Origin of the sequence: Alloyangia pacifica (assembly GCF_900116195.1) — a bacterium.
Taxonomy (GTDB): domain Bacteria; phylum Pseudomonadota; class Alphaproteobacteria; order Rhodobacterales; family Rhodobacteraceae; genus Salipiger; species Salipiger pacificus.
The window spans coordinates 65,480-82,268 of sequence record NZ_FOZW01000004.1 but is presented as its reverse complement, the minus strand read 5'-3'; the positions used below and the strand labels follow the sequence as shown (position 1 = coordinate 82,268).

Below are 16,789 nucleotides of genomic sequence, written 5' to 3'. Positions count from 1 at the left end.
GAAGGCGAAAACCGTGACGGGACGGCGCAGGCAGCGACCGGGCCGAGCAGGCCTGTACATTCTCACACTCATCTGGCTCGCCCTCGTGGCGCCACTCGGCGCGTGGGCAGCTCCCTACGCTGCGCTGGTGATGGATGCCCGATCTGGGGAAATCCTATTTTCCGAGAACGCAGAGACCCGGCTCCACCCGGCCTCACTGACCAAGATGATGACGCTCTACATCGCCTTCGAGGCGGTCGAGCACGGCGAAATCAGCATGGACACCGTGGTGACCATCTCGAAGAATGCCGCCGCGGAGCCGCCCTCGAAGCTGGGCCTGCGCTCCGGACAGAAGATCAAGCTCCGCTATCTGGTGCGCGCCGCCGCGGTGAAATCCGCCAATGACGCCGCCACCGCCATCGGCGAGGCCATCGAGGGGTCGGAAGCCGCCTTCGCCCGCCGCATGAACCGCACGGCCAAGGCGCTGGGGATGACCCGCACCACCTTCAAGAACGCCAACGGCCTGACCTCCGACGGCCACCTGTCGACTGCCCATGACATGGCGATCATGGGGCGGCATATCCTCTACGATTACCCGGGCTACTATAACCTTTTCTCGCGCCGCACCACAGACGCCGGCATGCGCGAGGTGGCCAACACCAACCGCCGCTTCCTCGCCGCCTACCAGGGCGCAGACGGGATCAAGACCGGTTACACCCGCGCCGCAGGCTTCAATCTCGTCGCCTCTGCGGAGCGCGGACGCGAACGGATCATCTCGGTGGTCTTCGGTGGCACCTCCACCGCCGCCCGCAACGCCAAGAGCGCCGAACTTCTGAACCTCGGCTTCAAGCGCGCCGCGACCAACGTCGCACTGCGCCGCCCCGCGAAACCGCCTTACATGGGCCGCGTCGGTGGCAGCGACCTCATGGTCGCCGGGGCCGATGCCAACGATTCGGGCCTGCGCGGCAAGTCGATCCGCGTCGCCGCGGCCGCAGTGACCAAGAGTCTCCGCCCGCAGATTCGTCCGGGCGTCAGCAGCGCCGACGTGGCCCCGCTGGTGGCCGGCGTCGAGGATGACATCAACAGCGTCCTGGAGACCGTGCAGGTCGCCGCCGTGGCGCCCGCCGTGGCCGAGGCGCCGAAGCCAATCGACATCGCGCGCGTTGCCGAAGACCTCGTGGTCGCCGAGGGCGACACCGCAAGCGATCTCGCCAGCGGCACCGGCATCGCCCCCGATGCCTCGATCAAGCCCGTGCGACGCCCGCAGGCGATGCTGATGGCCAGCGCCCCCGCTCCCGCCGCAGAGCCGCAGACCGCGACGATCGCAGTGGCTTCTGCAGAGCCCGCAGCGCAGGAGGTGGTCACCCGCGTATCGACCTCGGGCGGGCGCCACTGGGGCATCAACGTCGGGCGCTATCCCAGCCGCTATGCCGCCGAGAAGGTGCTGCTGCAGACCGCGCTGATGGAAACCGCCACGCTCGATGGCTCGCTGCGCAAAGTGGTCGATCACTCCAGCGGCTTCGACGCCAACTTCATGGGGCTCACGCGCGAAACGGCGGACCTTGCCTGTCGCCGCCTGCAGGCCCGGCAGGTCACCTGTTTCATGATCGGGCCGGGCTGACGTACTCGGACATTGTCCCCTCGACGACGGACAGAAAAGCCCGCCGGCAGCGATGCCGGCGGGCTTTTTCATGCCCCGGGGAAGAGGCGTCAGCGAATCAGAAGCGCCTCGATTGAAGGAAGGATTGCTGCCGGCGTGTCGCACAGGACCGTCGCCCCGGTCTCCACCAGCTCCGCCCGGCTGCCGTAGCCCCAGAGCACGCCGACCGACGCCATGTCATTGCGCTTTGCCGCGTGGGTGTCGTTGTCGCGGTCGCCGACCATGACTCCCTGCCCTGCCGAGAAGCCCTGTTCCTTCAGGATATGTGCGATCAGGTCGGCCTTGTCATCGAAACGCCCTCCCAGTTCCGCCCCGTAGAGCGCCTCGAACCAGGGATCCAACCCGAAATGCGCAACGACACGGCGGGCGAATGGCAGGGGTTTGGCGGTGCACAAGAACAGCCGGTAGCCCGCGTCGCGCAGATCCGTCAGCACCTCCGGAATACCGGCATAAGGCTCAGCCTCGAAAAGTCCGGTCTCGCCGTAGACCTCGCGATAGAGCGCCACCGCCTCCTCGACCCTATCGGACGCCCCGAGCATCCGCGCGAAACTCTCACGCAGCGGCGGACCGATCACCCAGTGCAGCGCTTCATCCGCGGGCACCGGCTGCCCGAGCGTGAAAAGCGCATGTTTGAAGGCGCCGATGATGCCCGGCGCCGGGTCCACCAACGTTCCGTCGAGGTCGAAGAGTACGAATTTGTCCATGCCGGTCCCTCAGAGGTCACGCCCTGATCCATACCGTACCTCGATACCGTACCCGGCGCGGGACAGCCAGCCGCGGCCCCGGCCGAACGCTACCCCCCAGATACGACAAACCCCCGAAAGGCAGAGCCCCGGGGGTCGTCAACTTCTTCGTGTCGGAAGGTCAGCTGCCTGACCTCACGAGATAGATCTCACGAGCGTAAACTCAGAGGAGACCTTCGCGCTGAGCCTTCTTGCGCGCCAGCTTGCGGGCGCGGCGGACGGCCTCGGCTTTCTCGCGAGCCTTCTTCTCGGACGGTTTCTCGAAATGCTGCCGAAGCTTCATTTCACGGAACACGCCTTCGCGCTGCAGCTTCTTCTTCAGGGCGCGGAGCGCCTGATCGACGTTGTTGTCGCGAACACTAACCTGCATGTGGTTTTCACCACCTTTCTAGTTTTGAGTTGCAAGGAAATTGCAGGAAGCCGGTCTATAGCAAGGGTTGCCAATCTTGTCTAGACTCCTACCCATTGAGTCGAAGGAGAGGCCCCATGAGTGAAGAAATTGCCGGGCGCCTGCTGGATGCGGCGCTGAACCATGTCGCCTTCGACGGTTGGTCTGAGACGACCTTCCGCGCGGCGGCAAGCGATGCCGGGATCGACCCGGTGGTGGCCCGCGGGCTCTATCCGCGCGGCGCGGTGGACATGGCGATTGCCTTCCACCGGCGCGGCGACGAGGCGATGTCCGCGCGTCTCAAGGAGATAGACCAGTCCGAGATGCGCTTCCGCGATCGCGTGGCACTGGCCGTCCGCACCCGGATCGAGGCCGTGGACGACCGCGAGGCGGTGCGCCGCGGCACCACGCTCTTTGCCCTGCCGATGTACGCCCCCGACGGTGCCAAGCTGATCTGGGGCACCGCCGACCGTATCTGGACGGAGCTGGGCGACACTTCGCGGGATTTCAACTGGTACACGAAACGCGCGACGCTGAGCGCGGTCTATTCGTCCACGGTGCTCTTCTGGCTGGGCGACGATTCGCCCGACAGCCACGCCACCTGGGAGTTCCTCGACCGCCGCATCGAGGATGTGATGCGTTTCGAGAAAACCAAGGCGAAGGTCCGTGCCACACCCGTGCTGGGCAAGGTGCTGGCCGCCGGCCCCGAGAAAGTGCTCGGCAGGCTGCGTGCGCCGAAGAGCCCGCGCCACGGGCTGCCCGGCGGCTGGACCGCCCCGCGCTGAGCCCCCTGCCCTACCCTGACGCAAGACAGGACATAGAATGACCAAGACCATGCGCGCCGTCGAGATCTCGGAGCCCGGCGGCCCCGAGGTGCTGCGCCTCACCGAACGCCCCGTGCCCGAAGCCGGCCACGGCCAGGTGGTGATCCGCGTTGCCTACGCCGGGGTGAACCGCCCCGACGCGTTGCAGCGCGCCGGCAGCTACGCACCGCCTCCGGGCGCTTCCGACCTGCCCGGGCTCGAATGCTCGGGCGAGATCATCGCTACCGGCCCCGGCGTCAGCTGGCCCGCGGTGGGCGACGAGGTCTGCGCGCTGCTGCCCGGCGGCGGCTACGCCGAGTATGTCGCGACGCCCGCCGCGCATTGCCTGCCCGTTCCTGCGGGCATGGGACTGCGCGAGGCCGCCTGCCTGCCCGAGACCTTCTTCACCGTCTGGAGCAATGTCTTCCAGCGTGGCGCGCTGCAGGCCGGCGAGCGCTTCCTCGTGCATGGCGGCTCCTCGGGCATCGGCACCACGGCGATCCAGCTTGCCAGCGCCCTCGGCGCGCGGGTCTTTGCCACAGCCGGCTCGGCAGACAAATGTGCCGCCTGCGAGAAGCTCGGCGCCGAGCGGGCGATCAATTACCGCGAAGAAGATTTCGTCGAGGTGATGCGCGGTCTGGGCGGAGCGAACCTGATCCTCGACATGGTCGGCGGCGACTACATCCCGCGCAACGTCAAGGCGCTGGCAGATGAGGGTCGGCTGGTGCAGATCGCCTTCCTGCAGGGCCCCAAGGCCGAGCTCAACTTCGCGCAGGTGATGATGCGGCGCCTGACGATCACCGGCTCGACCCTGCGCCCGCAGAGCGACCTGGCCAAGGCGCGCATCGCCGAGGCGCTGCGCGAGAACGTCTGGCCGCTTCTCGAGGCGGGCCGGGTCGCGCCGGTGATGGACTCGGACTTCACGCTCGATCAGGCCGCCGAGGCGCACGCCCGGATGGAAGGCTCGACCCACATCGGCAAGATCGTCCTCAAGGTCGCCTAAATCGGCCCTGCAGCCCGGCAGCATAGCTGCCGGGCGCTATCTTCACGCCACCGCGCGGCGATAGAAATGCCAGCTTGCGTGGCCGAGCAGCGGCAGCACCACCATCAGCCCCAGCAGCAGCGGCAGCGATCCCAGCACCAGCATCACGGCAATCACCGCGCCCCAGCAGAGCACCACCTTCGGGTTCTTCTGCAGCACGTGCACCGAGGTCATCACCGCCACCGGCGCGCCGACGTGCCGGTGCAGCAGCAGCTGGAACGAAACCACCGAGACCGCCAGTGCCACCAGCGCGAAGACAAAGCCCACGCCGCAGCCCAGCACGATCATCCACCAGCCGCCGGTGGTGTTGAACACCTCCGACAGGAAGGCGCCCATGCTCTGCTGCGTGGCCGGTCCCATTGTCACCAGATGGATGAAATGCGCCGTCAGCATCCAGGCGCAGAACAGCGCGACGAGGTAGAGCCCCATCACCAGCATCGCCCCGAAGGCCGGCGAGCCGAGCACCGCGAAGGCATCGCGCCAGGTGGCCTCGAGCCCCATCTCGCGCTTCCGGCTCATCTCGTAGAGCCCGATGGCCGCCATCGGCCCGATGATGGCAAAGCCCGCCGCCATGGGAAACAGCAGCGGCAGCAGTGCCTGGTGAAACGCCATGCCCATCAGCAGCAGCCCCATGACGGGGTAGATGAGCACGATGAACAGCACGTCGCTGCGGCAGGCCTTGAAGTCCTCCCAGCCGGCGCGCAGCGAGTCCGAGATGTCCGACATCGCCATCGTCCGCACCCGCCGCGGGGTGTGGGCATGGTCGGTCCCGAGCTCGCGCGTTGCAGCCGAGACATGTGAGCCCGCTGCCGAGAGCTGCTGCGCAGCCCAGCTCAGCGGGTTTCCGATCGTATGAGGTGTCTGTGCCATGAGCCTCCTCCCTTGGCGTCGCGCGCAGCGCCAATCGCGGGTCTGGTCCTGGCACGCGCCGAAGACCAGACGGGCCGGCCGCGCGTATTCCTCCACCGTAGCACGAATTGCCCTCGCGGTGCATCACCTCGGCGCGATGCATGATCGGCACCGCCCAACATCCCCCCTTGCCCCCGCCTGCGCCGCGTCGCAGGGTCTGGCGCAAACACCAGACAGGAGGACACGCCCATGGCCGAGACAGCCCGCACCGTCATCATCGAGGAAAACGGAGGCCCCGAGGCGCTCAAGCTGGTCGACTGGCCGGTGGGCGAGCCCGGACCCGGCGAGATCCGCATCCGCCACAAGGCCTGCGGCCTCAACTTCATCGACTGCTACCAGCGCTCGGGCCTCTACCCGCTGCAGCTGCCGCACGCCCTTGGCATGGAGGCCGCCGGCGTGATCGAGGCGGTCGGCGAAGGCGTTACCCACCTCGCGCCCGGTGATCGCGCCGCCTATGCCGCCACCCCGCCGGGTGCCTATACCGAGGCACGCGTGATGCCCGCCGCGCAAGTCTGCAAGCTCCCCGAGGACATCTCCTTCGAGGAGGGCGCGGCGATGATGCTGAAGGGGCTGACCGTGCAGTACCTCTTCCACCGCACCACCCCGCTGAAGAAGGGCGACACGGTGCTGTTCCACGCCGCCGCGGGCGGCGTCGGCCTCATCGCCTGCCAATGGGCGAAATCCGAGGGCATCCGCCTGATCGGCACCGCCGGGTCGGACGAGAAGTGCCAGCTGGCGCTCGACCATGGCGCGGATGCCTGCATCAACTACAACACCGAGGATTTCACCAAGCGCACGCGCGAGCTGACCGACGGCAAGGGTGTCGACGTGGTGATGGACTCCATCGGCGCCTCGACCTTCATCGGCTCGCTCGACTGCCTCAAGCCGCTGGGCATGATGATCTCCTTCGGCAATGCCTCGGGCCCGGTCGAGGCCTTCAACCTCGGCATCCTCGCGCAGAAGGGCTCGCTGAAGGTCACCCGCCCGACGCTCTTTGCCCATATCGCCGACCCGGCGGCCTGCCAGGAGATGGCAGCGATGCTCTTCGGCAAGGTCTCCTCGGGCGCGGTGAAGATCCGCATCGACCAGCGCTTCCCGCTGGCCGAGGTTGCCGAGGCGCACCGCGCGCTCGAGGCCCGCAAGACCACCGGCCAGACCATCCTGACGCTGGAGTGAGGGCGGGAACCGGACCAGCCTGAGAAAAGGAAAACGGCGCGGGGGTCTCCCCGCGCCGTTCTCATTTCAAACGAGGCCGAGGCCTCGAACAGTCAGCCCCGATCAGGCGATCTCGACCAGCTCGATGGCAAAGGTCAGGTCCTTGCCCGCCAGCGGGTGGTTGGCGTCGAGGGTCACCTCGGTCTCGGTCACCTCGGCAACGGTCACCTGCACGACCTGGCCGGTCGGGGTCTGCATCTGCAGCGGGGTGCCGAGGTCGAGCGGGATGTTGTCGGGGATCTCGGCGCGCGGCACAGTCTGGCGCGCCTCGGGGTGCACCGGGCCATAGGCTTCCTCGGACGCGACCTCGACGGTTTTCTTCTCGCCGACGGTCATTCCGGCCATCGCCTTGTCGAGGCCGGGGATGATCTGACCCGAGCCGACCTGGAATTCCAGCGGGTCGCGACCCGCGCTGGAATCGAAGGTGGTGCCGTCATTCAGGGTGCCGGTGTAGTGAATACGCACGGTGTCGCCGGTCTTGACCTGCGTCATGGGGTGTCTCCGATCTTTTTGGGAAAGTTCTGTGGATGGGACGAGGCCACCTGTCGCGGCGGGTGCTCGTTTGCTCTCCCCCCCAACCTAAGCATGCTGACCCGGGATTGCAAAGAGGATGTCCGAAACGCCGATGCGCGGCATCTCCCCATGCCTGCAAACCTCTGCACATTCGCCCTTCCGACAGGCTCCGCACCGTGCCACCCTGCACCGGATCGCGAGGAGGACAGCGAGGCCCATGACCCAAACCGGCAAGATCACCACCTGCGTCTTCGACGCCTACGGCACGCTCTTCGACGTCTCCGCCGCCGCCCGCCGCGCCGCCGAAGCCCCGGGGCAGGCAACACTTGCCGAGGTCTGGCCGGCCCTCTCCGCCGACTGGCGGCGCAAGCAGCTCGAGTACAGCTGGCTGCGCGCGGTGACCGGCGATCACTGCAGCTTCTGGCAGGTGACGCAGGACGGGCTCGACTGGGCGATGGACCGGCACGGCCTGCGGGACGCCGAGCTGCGCGAGACGCTGCTGGGCCTCTACTGGGAACTCTCGGCCTATCCGGAGGTGCCAAAGCTCCTCGCCACGCTGAAGGCGCAGGGGCTGAACTGCGCCATCCTGTCGAACGGCAGCCCGGACATGCTGGACGGCGCGGTCTCCAGCGCCGGGCTCGAGAGCTATCTCGACGCCGTGCTCTCCGTCGAGGACGTGGGCGTCTTCAAGCCCGCCCGCGCGGTCTACGACCTCGTCGGCACGCGCTTCGGCACGGAACCTGGCGAGATACTCTTCGTTTCCTCCAACGGCTGGGACGCGGGCAGCGCGGCGGCCTACGGCTTCACCACCGCCTGGGTCAACCGGGCCGGCGAGCCCATGGACCGCCTGCCCGGCCGCCCGCAGTATGTTCTGAGCGACCTGACCACAATTCCGGAGCTTCTTTGATGCCCGAGTTCACCACCTCCGACGGCCTGTCGATCCACTACACAGACGAGGGCCACGGCATTCCGCTGCTCTGCCTCGCGGGTCTCACCCGAGACGGGCGGGACTTCGACTACCTCGCGGCCCATCTCGATCCCGCGAAGGTGCGGCTGATCCGCATGGACTACCGCGGGCGCGGGCAGTCGGACTGGACCGATCACGCCAGCTACACCATCCCCATCGAGGGTCGCGACGCGGTGGAGCTGATGGATCACCTCGGGCTGAAACGGGTGGCGGTTCTCGGCACCTCGCGCGGGGGACTGATCGCGATGGTGCTGGCTGCGACGGTCAAGGAGCGGCTGCTCGGCGTCGCGCTCAACGACATCGGTCCCGAGATCGGCGATGCTGGCCTGGCGGTCATCAAGGATTACATCGGCCGCAACCCGGCATGGCAGACTTACGATGAGGCGGCCGAGAAGATGGCCATGGGCATGACCGCCTTCCGCGACGTGCCACCGGGGCGCTGGATGGAAGAGGTGACGAAATTCTACCGCGAGACACCGGAAGGACTGCAGATCCAGTATGATCCTCGCCTGCGCGACGCGGTGCTCGAGGCCGGCGCGCAGCCCGCGCCGGATCTCTGGCCGCTTTTCGACGCCTTCAAGGGCCTGCCGCTCTGCGCCCTGCGCGGAGACGGCTCGACCCTGCTGACCGCCGAGACCTTCGCCGAGATGCAGCGCCGCCGCCCGGACATGATCGCCGCCGAGATCCCCGGCCGCGGCCACGTCCCGTTCCTCGACGAGCCGGAGTCGCTGGACGCGCTGCGGCGCTGGCTGAAGATGCTCGGCTAGGCCTCAGTCGAGGTTGAACACCCGGTTCGGGTGCAGCTCGCCTGCCTTGAAGATGCCCACGGCCACCGGCTTGCCTTCGAAGGACGCCCAGGCCTCGTCGCCATATTCGGCCTCGCCGGGGATCACCATGCCGGGGTTGCCGTTGCGCAGCCGCGCTGCGCCTTCCGGCGTGCAGCGCAGCTCGGGCAGATCGGCAAGACCCACCTGCAGCGGCAGCAGCTTCTCATCCAGCTCGGGCGTCTTCGCCAGCGCGTCGATCTCCTCGACGCTGATCCCGTCCGAGGCCTCGAACGGCCCGGACCAGACCCGGCGCAGGCGCAGCACGTGGCCATGGCAGCCGAGCGCCTCGCCGAGATCGCGGGCGATCGAGCGCACGTAGCCGCCCTTGCCGCAAACCATCTCCAGCTCGACATGGTCGGCGTCGATGCGTTCGAGCATGATCAGCGATTCCACGAAGAGTGGACGGGCCGAAAGCTCCATCTCCTCGCCGTCCCGCGCCCGCTTGTAGGCACGCTCGCCATCCACCTTCACTGCCGAGAACTGCGGCGGCACCTGCTGGATGTCGCCGACGAACTGGTGCAGCGCTTCCTTGATCTCCGCATCCGAGGGGCGCTCGGCGCTCTCGCGCAGGGTCTCGCCCTCGGCATCGTCGGTGTTGGTCGCCTGCCCCAGGCGCACCACGAAGCGGTAGGCCTTCATCGCGTCGGTGATATAGGGCACGGTCTTGGTCGCCTCGCCGAGCGCCACGGCCAGTACGCCGGTCGCCTCGGGGTCGAGCGTGCCCGCGTGGCCGGCCTTCTTCGCCGCCAGCGCCCAGCGGACCTTGTTGACCACCGAGGTCGAGGTCATGCCCGCCGGTTTGTCGACGATCAGCCAGCCGGAAATGTCGCGACCCTTCTTGCGTGCCATTGGTGTCCCCGCGCCTCTGCGTATGTCATCAAGGCGCGCCTGCTAGCAGGCCCGGGGCGCGGGAGTCAATCTGCGCCGGTGCCGCGTGAGACGGCGGGGGCGTGCTTCGGGTGGGCAAGGAATGTGCCTGCCCGACCGCCTTCCCTCCCGCCGCCGCGACCGCTAGGGTCCGCGCCACGAACAAGGAGGCCCCGCCATGCTCATGGCCGATCTCGGCGATGTCCGACTTCACTACCGCATCGACGGCCCCGAGGAGGGCGCACCGCTGGTGCTGGCCAACTCGCTGGGCACCGACTTCCGGCTCTGGGACGATCTGCTGCCGCACCTGCCCGAGGGTCTGCGAATCCTGCGCTACGACATGCGCGGGCATGGCCTGTCGGACTGCCCCGAGCCGCCCTATTCCATGGGCGCGCTGGTGCGCGACGCCGAGCGGCTGATGGAGCACACGGGGTTTCGAGACGCGGTCTTCGTCGGCCTGTCGATCGGCGGCATGGTGGCGCAGGGCCTCTGCGCCAAGCGCCATGACCTCGTGCGCGCCGCGGTGCTGTCGAATACCGCCGCCAAGATCGGCACGCGGCAGATCTGGGAGGCGCGGATCGCCGAAGTCGAGAAGGGCGGCGTGGAAGCCATCGTAGATGCTGTTCTGCAGCGCTGGTTCACCCGCAAGTTTCGCGTTTCCGAGGCGATCAGGCCTTGGCGCAACATGCTCACGCGCACGCCCGCAAAGGGCTACATGGGCTGCGCCGCCGCCATCGCCGGGACAGATTTCATCACCCCCACCTCGGGCCTGCGCCTGCCGCTGCTCGGCATCGCCGCCAGCGAGGACGGCTCCACCCCGCCCGACATGGTGCGCGAAACGACCGACCTCGTTCTTGGCTCGCAATTCGCGCTGATCCGCGGCGCGGGGCATCTTCCCTTCGTCGAGAAGCCCGCCGAATACGCGCAGATCCTCACGGACTTTCTCAAGGGACAGGGGCACATCTGATGGCGAACTTCCTGCTTATCCATGGCGCCTCGCACGGGGCATGGTGCTGGCGCGACGTGATCCCGGCGCTCGAGGACCGCGGCCACACGGCCCGCGCCATCGACCTGCCCGGCCATGGCGAGGATGCCACCCCGCGCGATCAGGTCACGCTGCAGCACTACGTCGATGCCATCCTTGCCGCGCTCGACGCGCCCACCATCGTCGTTGCCCATTCCATGTCCGGCGTGCCCGCGACGCAGGCCGCCGACCTGCACCCCGAGAAATTCGCCCGGCTTGTCTACCTCTGCGCCTTCCTGCCCGGCGATGGTGACAGCGTCACCAGTCTCAGCCGCGCCTGGCCCGAGCAGCCGCTGAACGAGGCGATCCGCCGCGATGAGGGTGGCGCGACCTTCCATTTCGATCCCGCCATGATCAGAGAAAAATTCTACCACGACTGCCCCGCCGCACTCGTCGACCGCGCCGCCCGGCACCTGACGCCGCAGCCGATCTCGACGCAGAAGGAACGTGTCACGCTCACCGGCCGGGTCGAGCAGCTGCCGCGCAGCTACATCTTGTGCGCGCAGGACATGGCGGTGCCGCCCGATCACCAGCGTGCCATGGCGTCGGTCTTGCCAAGCGACGAGGTCTACGACATGAGCAGCGCGCATTCGCCCTTCCTGTCCGACCCCGAGGGCCTCGCCGCCCTTCTGGACCGTATCGCCCGGAGCTGACCCATGTCCGCCACGCCCTTCGACAGCGCCCACCTGCACCGCCTTTTCCCCGCCGGGGATCTTGCCAAGCTGTTCAGCGACAGCGCCGAGGTCCGCGCGATCATGATCGTGGCGGGCACGCTGGCCAAGGTGCAGGGCGAAGCAGGGCTGATCCCCGAGACCGCGGCCAAGGCCATTCACCGCGCCTCGCTGGAATTGCAGATCGACCCGGGCGCGCTGGCGCAGGGCACGGCGGAGGCGGGCAGCGTCGTTCCCCCGCTGCTGGCCGCCTTCACCTCGCTGATGCAGGCCCCTGACTACGCGCAGTACCTCGGTCAGGGTGCCCTGCCCGAAGACCTGCAGGACTGCGCGCTGGCACTGCGCCTGCGGCAGGTGCTGACTCAGCTCGAAGCAAGGATCGACGGGATAGCGGCGGACGCGGAACTGACCGCCCTGAAGGCCGAGCTTCCCGCCCTGCGGGGCGCACTGCTCTGCGTGAGCTACGAGGGGCAGGACGCGGAGCGGCTGCGCCCGGCGCTCGCCGCCGCGCTGAACCTCGGGGATCACGGCTGGGGGTCCGAGCGCGCCCCGGTTACCGCACTGGCGGATTGGGCTGCACGGCTGGTGCGGGGCCTCGCGTCCCGGATGCCGGAGCAAGCGCCGCTTGCTGCGCTTGCCACCCTGACAGCTGCGCTGCAGGCCACGCTCGCCAGGACGAGCGGCACGGATGCGGCGCGACGCTACGTCGAAACGCTCACCCTCCCGCAACTCCTGTTGGCCACCGGCGCGGCGCTCACTCTGGCCCAAAAAACCTGACGATCGCGGCAAATACCATGAAAACAAGGCGCTGCGGCATAGGCAACGCTTGCTTTGCGACCTGAAGTTGCGCTACGAGCGGTAAGCCATCGAAACCATCTCCATATTTCGAAGCCATGCCCAGACCTGCCGCGGCCTAGATTTCCGCGGCCTGCGGCCTACATTGCGAATGATATTTTACAAAGGCATCACCGGTGAAGGAAGAGACACTCACCCCCCCGCCCGAGGAAATGGCCGAAAACGCGCGCACCGCCGCAGGCTTCCTCAAGACGCTGGCCCATGAAGGCCGGCTCATGATCCTGTGCCATCTCGGTTCAGGCGAAAAATCCGTCGGCGAACTCGAAGGCCTGCTGAACATGCGGCAGGCGGCGGTGAGCCAGATGCTGGCGCGCCTGCGCGAGGAAGGGCTGGTGAACACCCGCCGTGACGGCAAGACGATCTACTACAGCCTTGCCACCGAGGACACCGCGCGGGTGATCGGCCTGCTCTACGAGATCTTCTGCGCCAAAAGCGAGTGCTGAGCCGGACCTCGCGGTCTCCGCTCACTCCTTTTCAGCCCATTTCCAAGGCCTGGTGAAGGCCCCGAGACACCGGGTCACGGCGCCTTCGTCATCACCCGTCAGCGTCAACCGGGCCACCAGCCCGCAGCGCCGGTCGTCGATCACGTCTGTCACACGGGCCCCGAGCCCCTGCGCCTCGAGCGCGGCATCGTAGACGCGCGCGATGGCCAGCTTGCGCAGGTCCGGCTTGAACACCTTGCCGATACCGGTTTTCGGCACCTCCGGCAGAATCTCCAGATACTTCGGCCAGGCGGCGCGCTCGTGGATGTGCACCTGGGCGTGCTTCAGAAGCTCCTCCTCGGTGACCATCGCCCCCGCGACCAGCTCGACGTAGGCGCAGGGCAGTTCACCCGCGTGGGTATCCGGCTGACCTATGGCAGCGGCCACTGCCACTGCCGGGTGGGTCATCAGCGCGTTTTCGATCTCTGCAGGGTCGATGTTGTGCCCGCCCCGGATGATCACATCCTTGGCCCGCCCGGTGATCCACAGGTAGCCGTCCGCGTCGATCCGGCCAAGGTCACCGGTGCGCAGATAGATGTCCTTGTAGTAGAGGTCGCGGTTGCGCTCGGTGTCGGTATAGGTGCCGCCGGGGATCACCCCCGGGTTCGACACGCAGATCTCGCCGATCTCATCGGTCGGGCATTCCGTCGCGCCCTGCGCCGAATGCCGGACGATCCTGACGTCCGTGTAAGGCAACGGGAAGCCGACCGAGCCGATCTTCTTCACCCCGTCGGGTGGGTTCACCGACACCAGACAGGTCGCCTCGGTCAGCCCATATCCCTCGCAGATCGCCAGGCCGGCGACCTCCTCGAAGCGCTTGAACAGCTCGGTCGGCATGGGTGCCGACCCAGAGAAGGCATAGCGCACGGTCGAGATGTCCGCATCCACCTTGCGTTGCATCAGCGCCGAGACGGCGGTGGGTACGGTGATGATGAAGCTGATCTTCCAGCGCTCGCAGAGCTTCCAGAAATTGTCGAACACGCCCTCGCCGCGATAGCCCGCCGGGGTTGGCAGGATCACATGCGCCCCGGAAGCCAGGGCCGACATGATCACCACCTCGGTGGCGAAGACGTGGAACAGCGGCAGCGGGCACATGACGTTGTCGCTCTCGCGGAACAGCAGGCGCGAGCCGAGCCAGCCGTTGTAGAGCATCCCCGACACCCGGTGCTGCGCGACCTTGGGCATGCCGGTGGTCCCGCCGGTGTGGAAATAGGCGGCGGCCCGATCCTCGGTGGAGGGGGTGAAGGTCAGCCCCGTGGGCTGGCGCTGCAGCTCGGCGTTGAAACACTTGATGTCGGCGTGATGGGTGCGCGGCAACTTCGGGCGCAGCAAGGGCACCAGCCAGCGCTTCGGCGGCGTGAGATAGCGATTGAGATCGACCTCGAGCACCGTCACCACGCCCGGCGCGTGGCGGCAGGCCTCGGCCAGTTTCTGCGCGATGTCGGTCTTGGGAAAGGACTTCAGCGTCACCACCACCCGCGCGCCGCTCTCGCGCAGCAGCGCGGCGATCTGCTCGGGCTCCAGCAGCGGGTTGATCGGCGCGACGGTGCCGGCGATGGCCCCGCCGAGGAAGGTCACCAGCGCCTCGGTGCAATTGGGCAGCACCATCGCAACCACGTCGCCCTCGGCGATACCGAGACTGCGGAAGAGGTTCGCCGCCTGGTTGGCGCGCGATGCCAGCTGCGACCAGCTCAGGGTCTCGGCGGGATCCTTCGGCCCCGAGAGCAGTTGGAAGCTCATCGCCGGGTGATCCGGGAATTTCTCGGCGGTCTGCGCGAGGCAGGCATGCAGGCTTTCCGGCAGGCTCCGCTCGGACCAGGGCTTCTCGGCCTCGATCGCCGCGCGATCAGCCTGAGTCACGAATTGCATTGCGGTTGCGCTCCTCCACGCAGAGTGCCGGCGCGGGACACGCCGGGGCACCTTTTCAAAGTGTGGGAAGCCGATCCACTTCCCGCAAGGGCTGCGGCAATAGCATGCGGCGCCCCCGGGGCAAAGGGTGGATACGCCCTATTCGGCCGCCAGGCCGTCGGTGAACTGCAGCCGCGCCAGACGCGCGTAGAGCCCGTCCTCGGCGACAAGCGCATCGTGTCCGCCCTGCGCGACGATGCGCCCGTGCTCCATGACCACGATGCGGTCGGCCTTCTTCACCGTGGCGAGCCGGTGCGCGACGATGATCGTCGTGCGCCCCTCGGCCAGCGTGTCGACCGCCTGCTGCACCGCACGCTCGCTCTCGGCGTCGAGCGCCGAGGTCGCCTCGTCGAGCAGCAGCACCGGCGCGTCGCGCAGGATGGCGCGGGCGATGGCCACGCGTTGCTTCTGCCCGCCCGAGAGCATCACGCCGCGCTCGCCGAGATAGGTGTCGTAGCCCTCGGGCAGCGCGCTGAGAAAGTCATGCGCCGCAGCGGCGCGGGCGGCGGCCTCGACCTCGGCATCAGACGCCTCGGGACGGCCGAAACGGATGTTGTCGCGCGCCGAGGCGGCAAAGATCACCGGGTCCTGCGGCACCAGCGCGATATGCTGACGGAAACGATTGCGGCTCATCCGGTCCACCGGCACACCATCGAGCAGCACCTTGCCCGCGTCGGGATCATAGAAGCGCTGGATCAGCTGCACGATGGTGGTCTTGCCGGCGCCCGAGGGGCCGACCAGCGCCACGGTCTCACCGGGCTGGATGTGCAGGTCGATGCCGTCCAGCGCCTTGACGCCGGGCCGCGCGGGATAGGTGAAGTCGACCTTGTCGAAGATGATCTCGCCGCGCACCGTCGACGGCACAGGCAGCGGCTGTGCGGGATCGGTCACCGTGTCCTCGGCCTGCAGCAGCTCGACCAGCCGCTCGGTCGCCCCGGCGGCGCGCTGCAGCTCGCCAAAGATCTCCGAGAGCGCCGCCACCGCACCGGCCACCATCACCGAGTAGATGACGAATTGCACCAGCGCCCCGGCGCTCATCTGCCCCGCGCGCACGTCCACCGCGCCGGCCCAGAGCACCCCGACGATTCCGGTGAACACGAGGAAGATCACGATTGCCGTCATCAGCGCCCGGGTCTTCACCCGGCGACGCGCGGCGTCGAAGCTCTTTTCGGTGACCTCGGCAAAGGCCTCGCGGCTGATCGTCTCGTGGGTGTAGCTCTGCACGGTCTGCACCGCCGAGAGCGCCTCGGCGGCATTTCCGGAGGAGACCGCGATCCAGTCCTGGTTCTCGCGACTCAGCTTCCGCAGGCGGCGGCCCAGCGTGAGAATCGGCACGATCACCACCGGCACGATCAGCAGCACCATCCCGGTGAGCTTGGCCGAGGTGAAGAGCATCAGGGTCAGCCCGCCTACGAAGAGCAGTACGTTGCGCAGCGCGATGGAGACCGACGAGCCGACCACCGACAGGATCAGCGTGGTGTCGGTGGTGATCCGGCTGAGCACCTCACCGGTCATGACCTTTTCGTAGAAGGCCGGCGAGAGGCCGATCACCCGGTCGAAGACCGCCTTGCGGATATCGGCTACCACGCGCTCGCCGAGCCGGGTCACCAGCGCATAGCGGGCGGCGGTGCCAAGTGCGAGCAGCGCGGCTATGCCGAGCGCCGCCATGAAGTAGCGATCCAGCAGCGCGCCGTCCTGCGTGCCGAAGTTGTCCACCACCCGGCGCACAGCCAGCGGCAGGGTCAGCGAGACGGTTGCGGTGAGGATCAGCGCGAGGATCGCCGCGACCATCAAACCGCGATAGGGCCGCATGAAGGGCCAGAGGGCACCCAGGGAGCCGAGTTTCCGGGATTTCTCGCGATCGTCCTGCACGACGGCAGCCGGGTTTCCGTGGGCCATTCCCGCTCCTTTGTCTTCAGGACGGTATTGCGGGCCA

General features: G+C 67.7%; 17 protein-coding genes. 10 read left to right on the top strand and 7 right to left on the bottom strand.

Annotated elements, in window-relative coordinates; all coding sequences use genetic code 11:
- Positions 1-130: 130 nt before the first annotated feature.
- Complete coding sequence (locus BM397_RS09890) at positions 131-1,600, top strand: D-alanyl-D-alanine carboxypeptidase family protein (RefSeq protein WP_092423445.1); 1,470 nt, start codon at positions 131-133, stop codon at positions 1,598-1,600.
- 89 nt (positions 1,601-1,689) lie between these two features.
- Here the strand turns inward: BM397_RS09890 and BM397_RS09885 are convergent, their stop codons facing one another.
- Both BM397_RS09885 and rpsU read right to left on the bottom strand, forming a co-directional pair.
- Positions 1,690-2,343 carry an HAD hydrolase-like protein gene (locus tag BM397_RS09885; RefSeq protein ID WP_092423443.1) on the bottom strand — a complete coding sequence of 218 codons (654 nt, stop codon included), beginning with the start codon at positions 2,341-2,343 and terminating at the stop codon, positions 1,690-1,692.
- 202 nt (positions 2,344-2,545) lie between these two features.
- On the bottom strand, positions 2,546-2,752 hold the full coding sequence (gene rpsU, locus BM397_RS09880) for a 30S ribosomal protein S21 (RefSeq protein WP_008885097.1): 207 nt from the start codon (positions 2,750-2,752) through the stop codon (positions 2,546-2,548).
- A gap of 116 nt (positions 2,753-2,868) precedes the next feature.
- Between rpsU and BM397_RS09875 the strand changes: the two genes are divergently transcribed.
- Both BM397_RS09875 and BM397_RS09870 read left to right on the top strand, forming a co-directional pair.
- Positions 2,869-3,555 (top strand): COQ9 family protein, encoded by a 687-nt coding sequence (locus BM397_RS09875; RefSeq protein ID WP_092423441.1) that lies wholly within the window; start codon positions 2,869-2,871, stop codon positions 3,553-3,555.
- 37 nt (positions 3,556-3,592) lie between these two features.
- Positions 3,593-4,576, top strand: a complete 984-nt coding sequence (locus BM397_RS09870; RefSeq protein ID WP_092423439.1) for an NAD(P)H-quinone oxidoreductase — start codon at positions 3,593-3,595, stop codon at positions 4,574-4,576.
- A gap of 42 nt (positions 4,577-4,618) precedes the next feature.
- Here the strand turns inward: BM397_RS09870 and BM397_RS09865 are convergent, their stop codons facing one another.
- On the bottom strand, positions 4,619-5,485 hold the full coding sequence (locus tag BM397_RS09865; protein ID WP_092423438.1) for a DUF2189 domain-containing protein: 867 nt from the start codon (positions 5,483-5,485) through the stop codon (positions 4,619-4,621).
- Between the two features lie 228 nt (positions 5,486-5,713).
- On the opposite strand from BM397_RS09865, the gene BM397_RS09860 reads away from it, so the two are divergent.
- Complete coding sequence (locus tag BM397_RS09860) at positions 5,714-6,700, top strand: quinone oxidoreductase family protein (protein ID WP_092423437.1); 987 nt, start codon at positions 5,714-5,716, stop codon at positions 6,698-6,700.
- A 102-nt stretch (positions 6,701-6,802) separates the two neighbouring features.
- On the opposite strand, the gene BM397_RS09855 is transcribed toward BM397_RS09860, so the two are convergent.
- A complete protein-coding gene (locus BM397_RS09855) occupies positions 6,803-7,231 on the bottom strand; it encodes an FKBP-type peptidyl-prolyl cis-trans isomerase (protein WP_092423435.1) in 429 nt (142 codons plus the stop codon).
- A 238-nt stretch (positions 7,232-7,469) separates the two neighbouring features.
- On the opposite strand from BM397_RS09855, the gene BM397_RS09850 reads away from it, so the two are divergent.
- Positions 7,470-8,159, top strand: coding sequence for a haloacid dehalogenase type II (locus BM397_RS09850; RefSeq protein WP_092423432.1), 690 nt, complete (start codon positions 7,470-7,472; stop codon positions 8,157-8,159).
- Complete coding sequence (locus tag BM397_RS09845) at positions 8,159-8,986, top strand: alpha/beta fold hydrolase (RefSeq protein WP_092423430.1); 828 nt, start codon at positions 8,159-8,161, stop codon at positions 8,984-8,986. Before BM397_RS09850 ends, BM397_RS09845 begins: the two co-directional genes overlap by 1 nt.
- A gap of 3 nt (positions 8,987-8,989) precedes the next feature.
- Here the strand turns inward: BM397_RS09845 and truB are convergent, their stop codons facing one another.
- Positions 8,990-9,895, bottom strand: coding sequence for a tRNA pseudouridine(55) synthase TruB (truB, locus tag BM397_RS09840; RefSeq protein WP_092423428.1), 906 nt, complete (start codon positions 9,893-9,895; stop codon positions 8,990-8,992).
- Positions 9,896-10,091: 196 nt separating this feature from the next.
- Here truB and pcaD point away from each other — a divergent pair, with 196 nt between their 5' ends.
- The 4 genes from pcaD (at position 10,092) to BM397_RS09820 (ending at position 12,906) form a co-directional block, all read left to right on the top strand.
- The gene (pcaD, locus tag BM397_RS09835; protein WP_092423426.1) at positions 10,092-10,880 is read left to right on the top strand and encodes a 3-oxoadipate enol-lactonase; all 789 of its coding nucleotides are present in this window, start codon (positions 10,092-10,094) and stop codon (positions 10,878-10,880) included.
- Positions 10,880-11,590 carry an alpha/beta fold hydrolase gene (locus BM397_RS09830; protein WP_092423424.1) on the top strand — a complete coding sequence of 237 codons (711 nt, stop codon included), beginning with the start codon at positions 10,880-10,882 and terminating at the stop codon, positions 11,588-11,590. Before pcaD ends, BM397_RS09830 begins: the two co-directional genes overlap by 1 nt.
- A 3-nt stretch (positions 11,591-11,593) precedes the next feature.
- Positions 11,594-12,385 (top strand): lyase family protein, encoded by a 792-nt coding sequence (locus BM397_RS09825; RefSeq protein ID WP_092423421.1) that lies wholly within the window; start codon positions 11,594-11,596, stop codon positions 12,383-12,385.
- A gap of 230 nt (positions 12,386-12,615) precedes the next feature.
- Positions 12,616-12,906 (top strand): ArsR/SmtB family transcription factor, encoded by a 291-nt coding sequence (locus BM397_RS09820; protein WP_092423419.1) that lies wholly within the window; start codon positions 12,616-12,618, stop codon positions 12,904-12,906.
- A 21-nt stretch (positions 12,907-12,927) separates the two neighbouring features.
- On the opposite strand, the gene BM397_RS09815 is transcribed toward BM397_RS09820, so the two are convergent.
- The gene (locus tag BM397_RS09815; RefSeq protein WP_092423416.1) at positions 12,928-14,814 is read right to left on the bottom strand and encodes an acyl-CoA synthetase; all 1,887 of its coding nucleotides are present in this window, start codon (positions 14,812-14,814) and stop codon (positions 12,928-12,930) included.
- A gap of 138 nt (positions 14,815-14,952) precedes the next feature.
- The gene (locus tag BM397_RS09810; RefSeq protein ID WP_092423414.1) at positions 14,953-16,752 is read right to left on the bottom strand and encodes an ABC transporter transmembrane domain-containing protein; all 1,800 of its coding nucleotides are present in this window, start codon (positions 16,750-16,752) and stop codon (positions 14,953-14,955) included.
- Between the last annotated feature and the right edge of the window lie 37 nt (positions 16,753-16,789).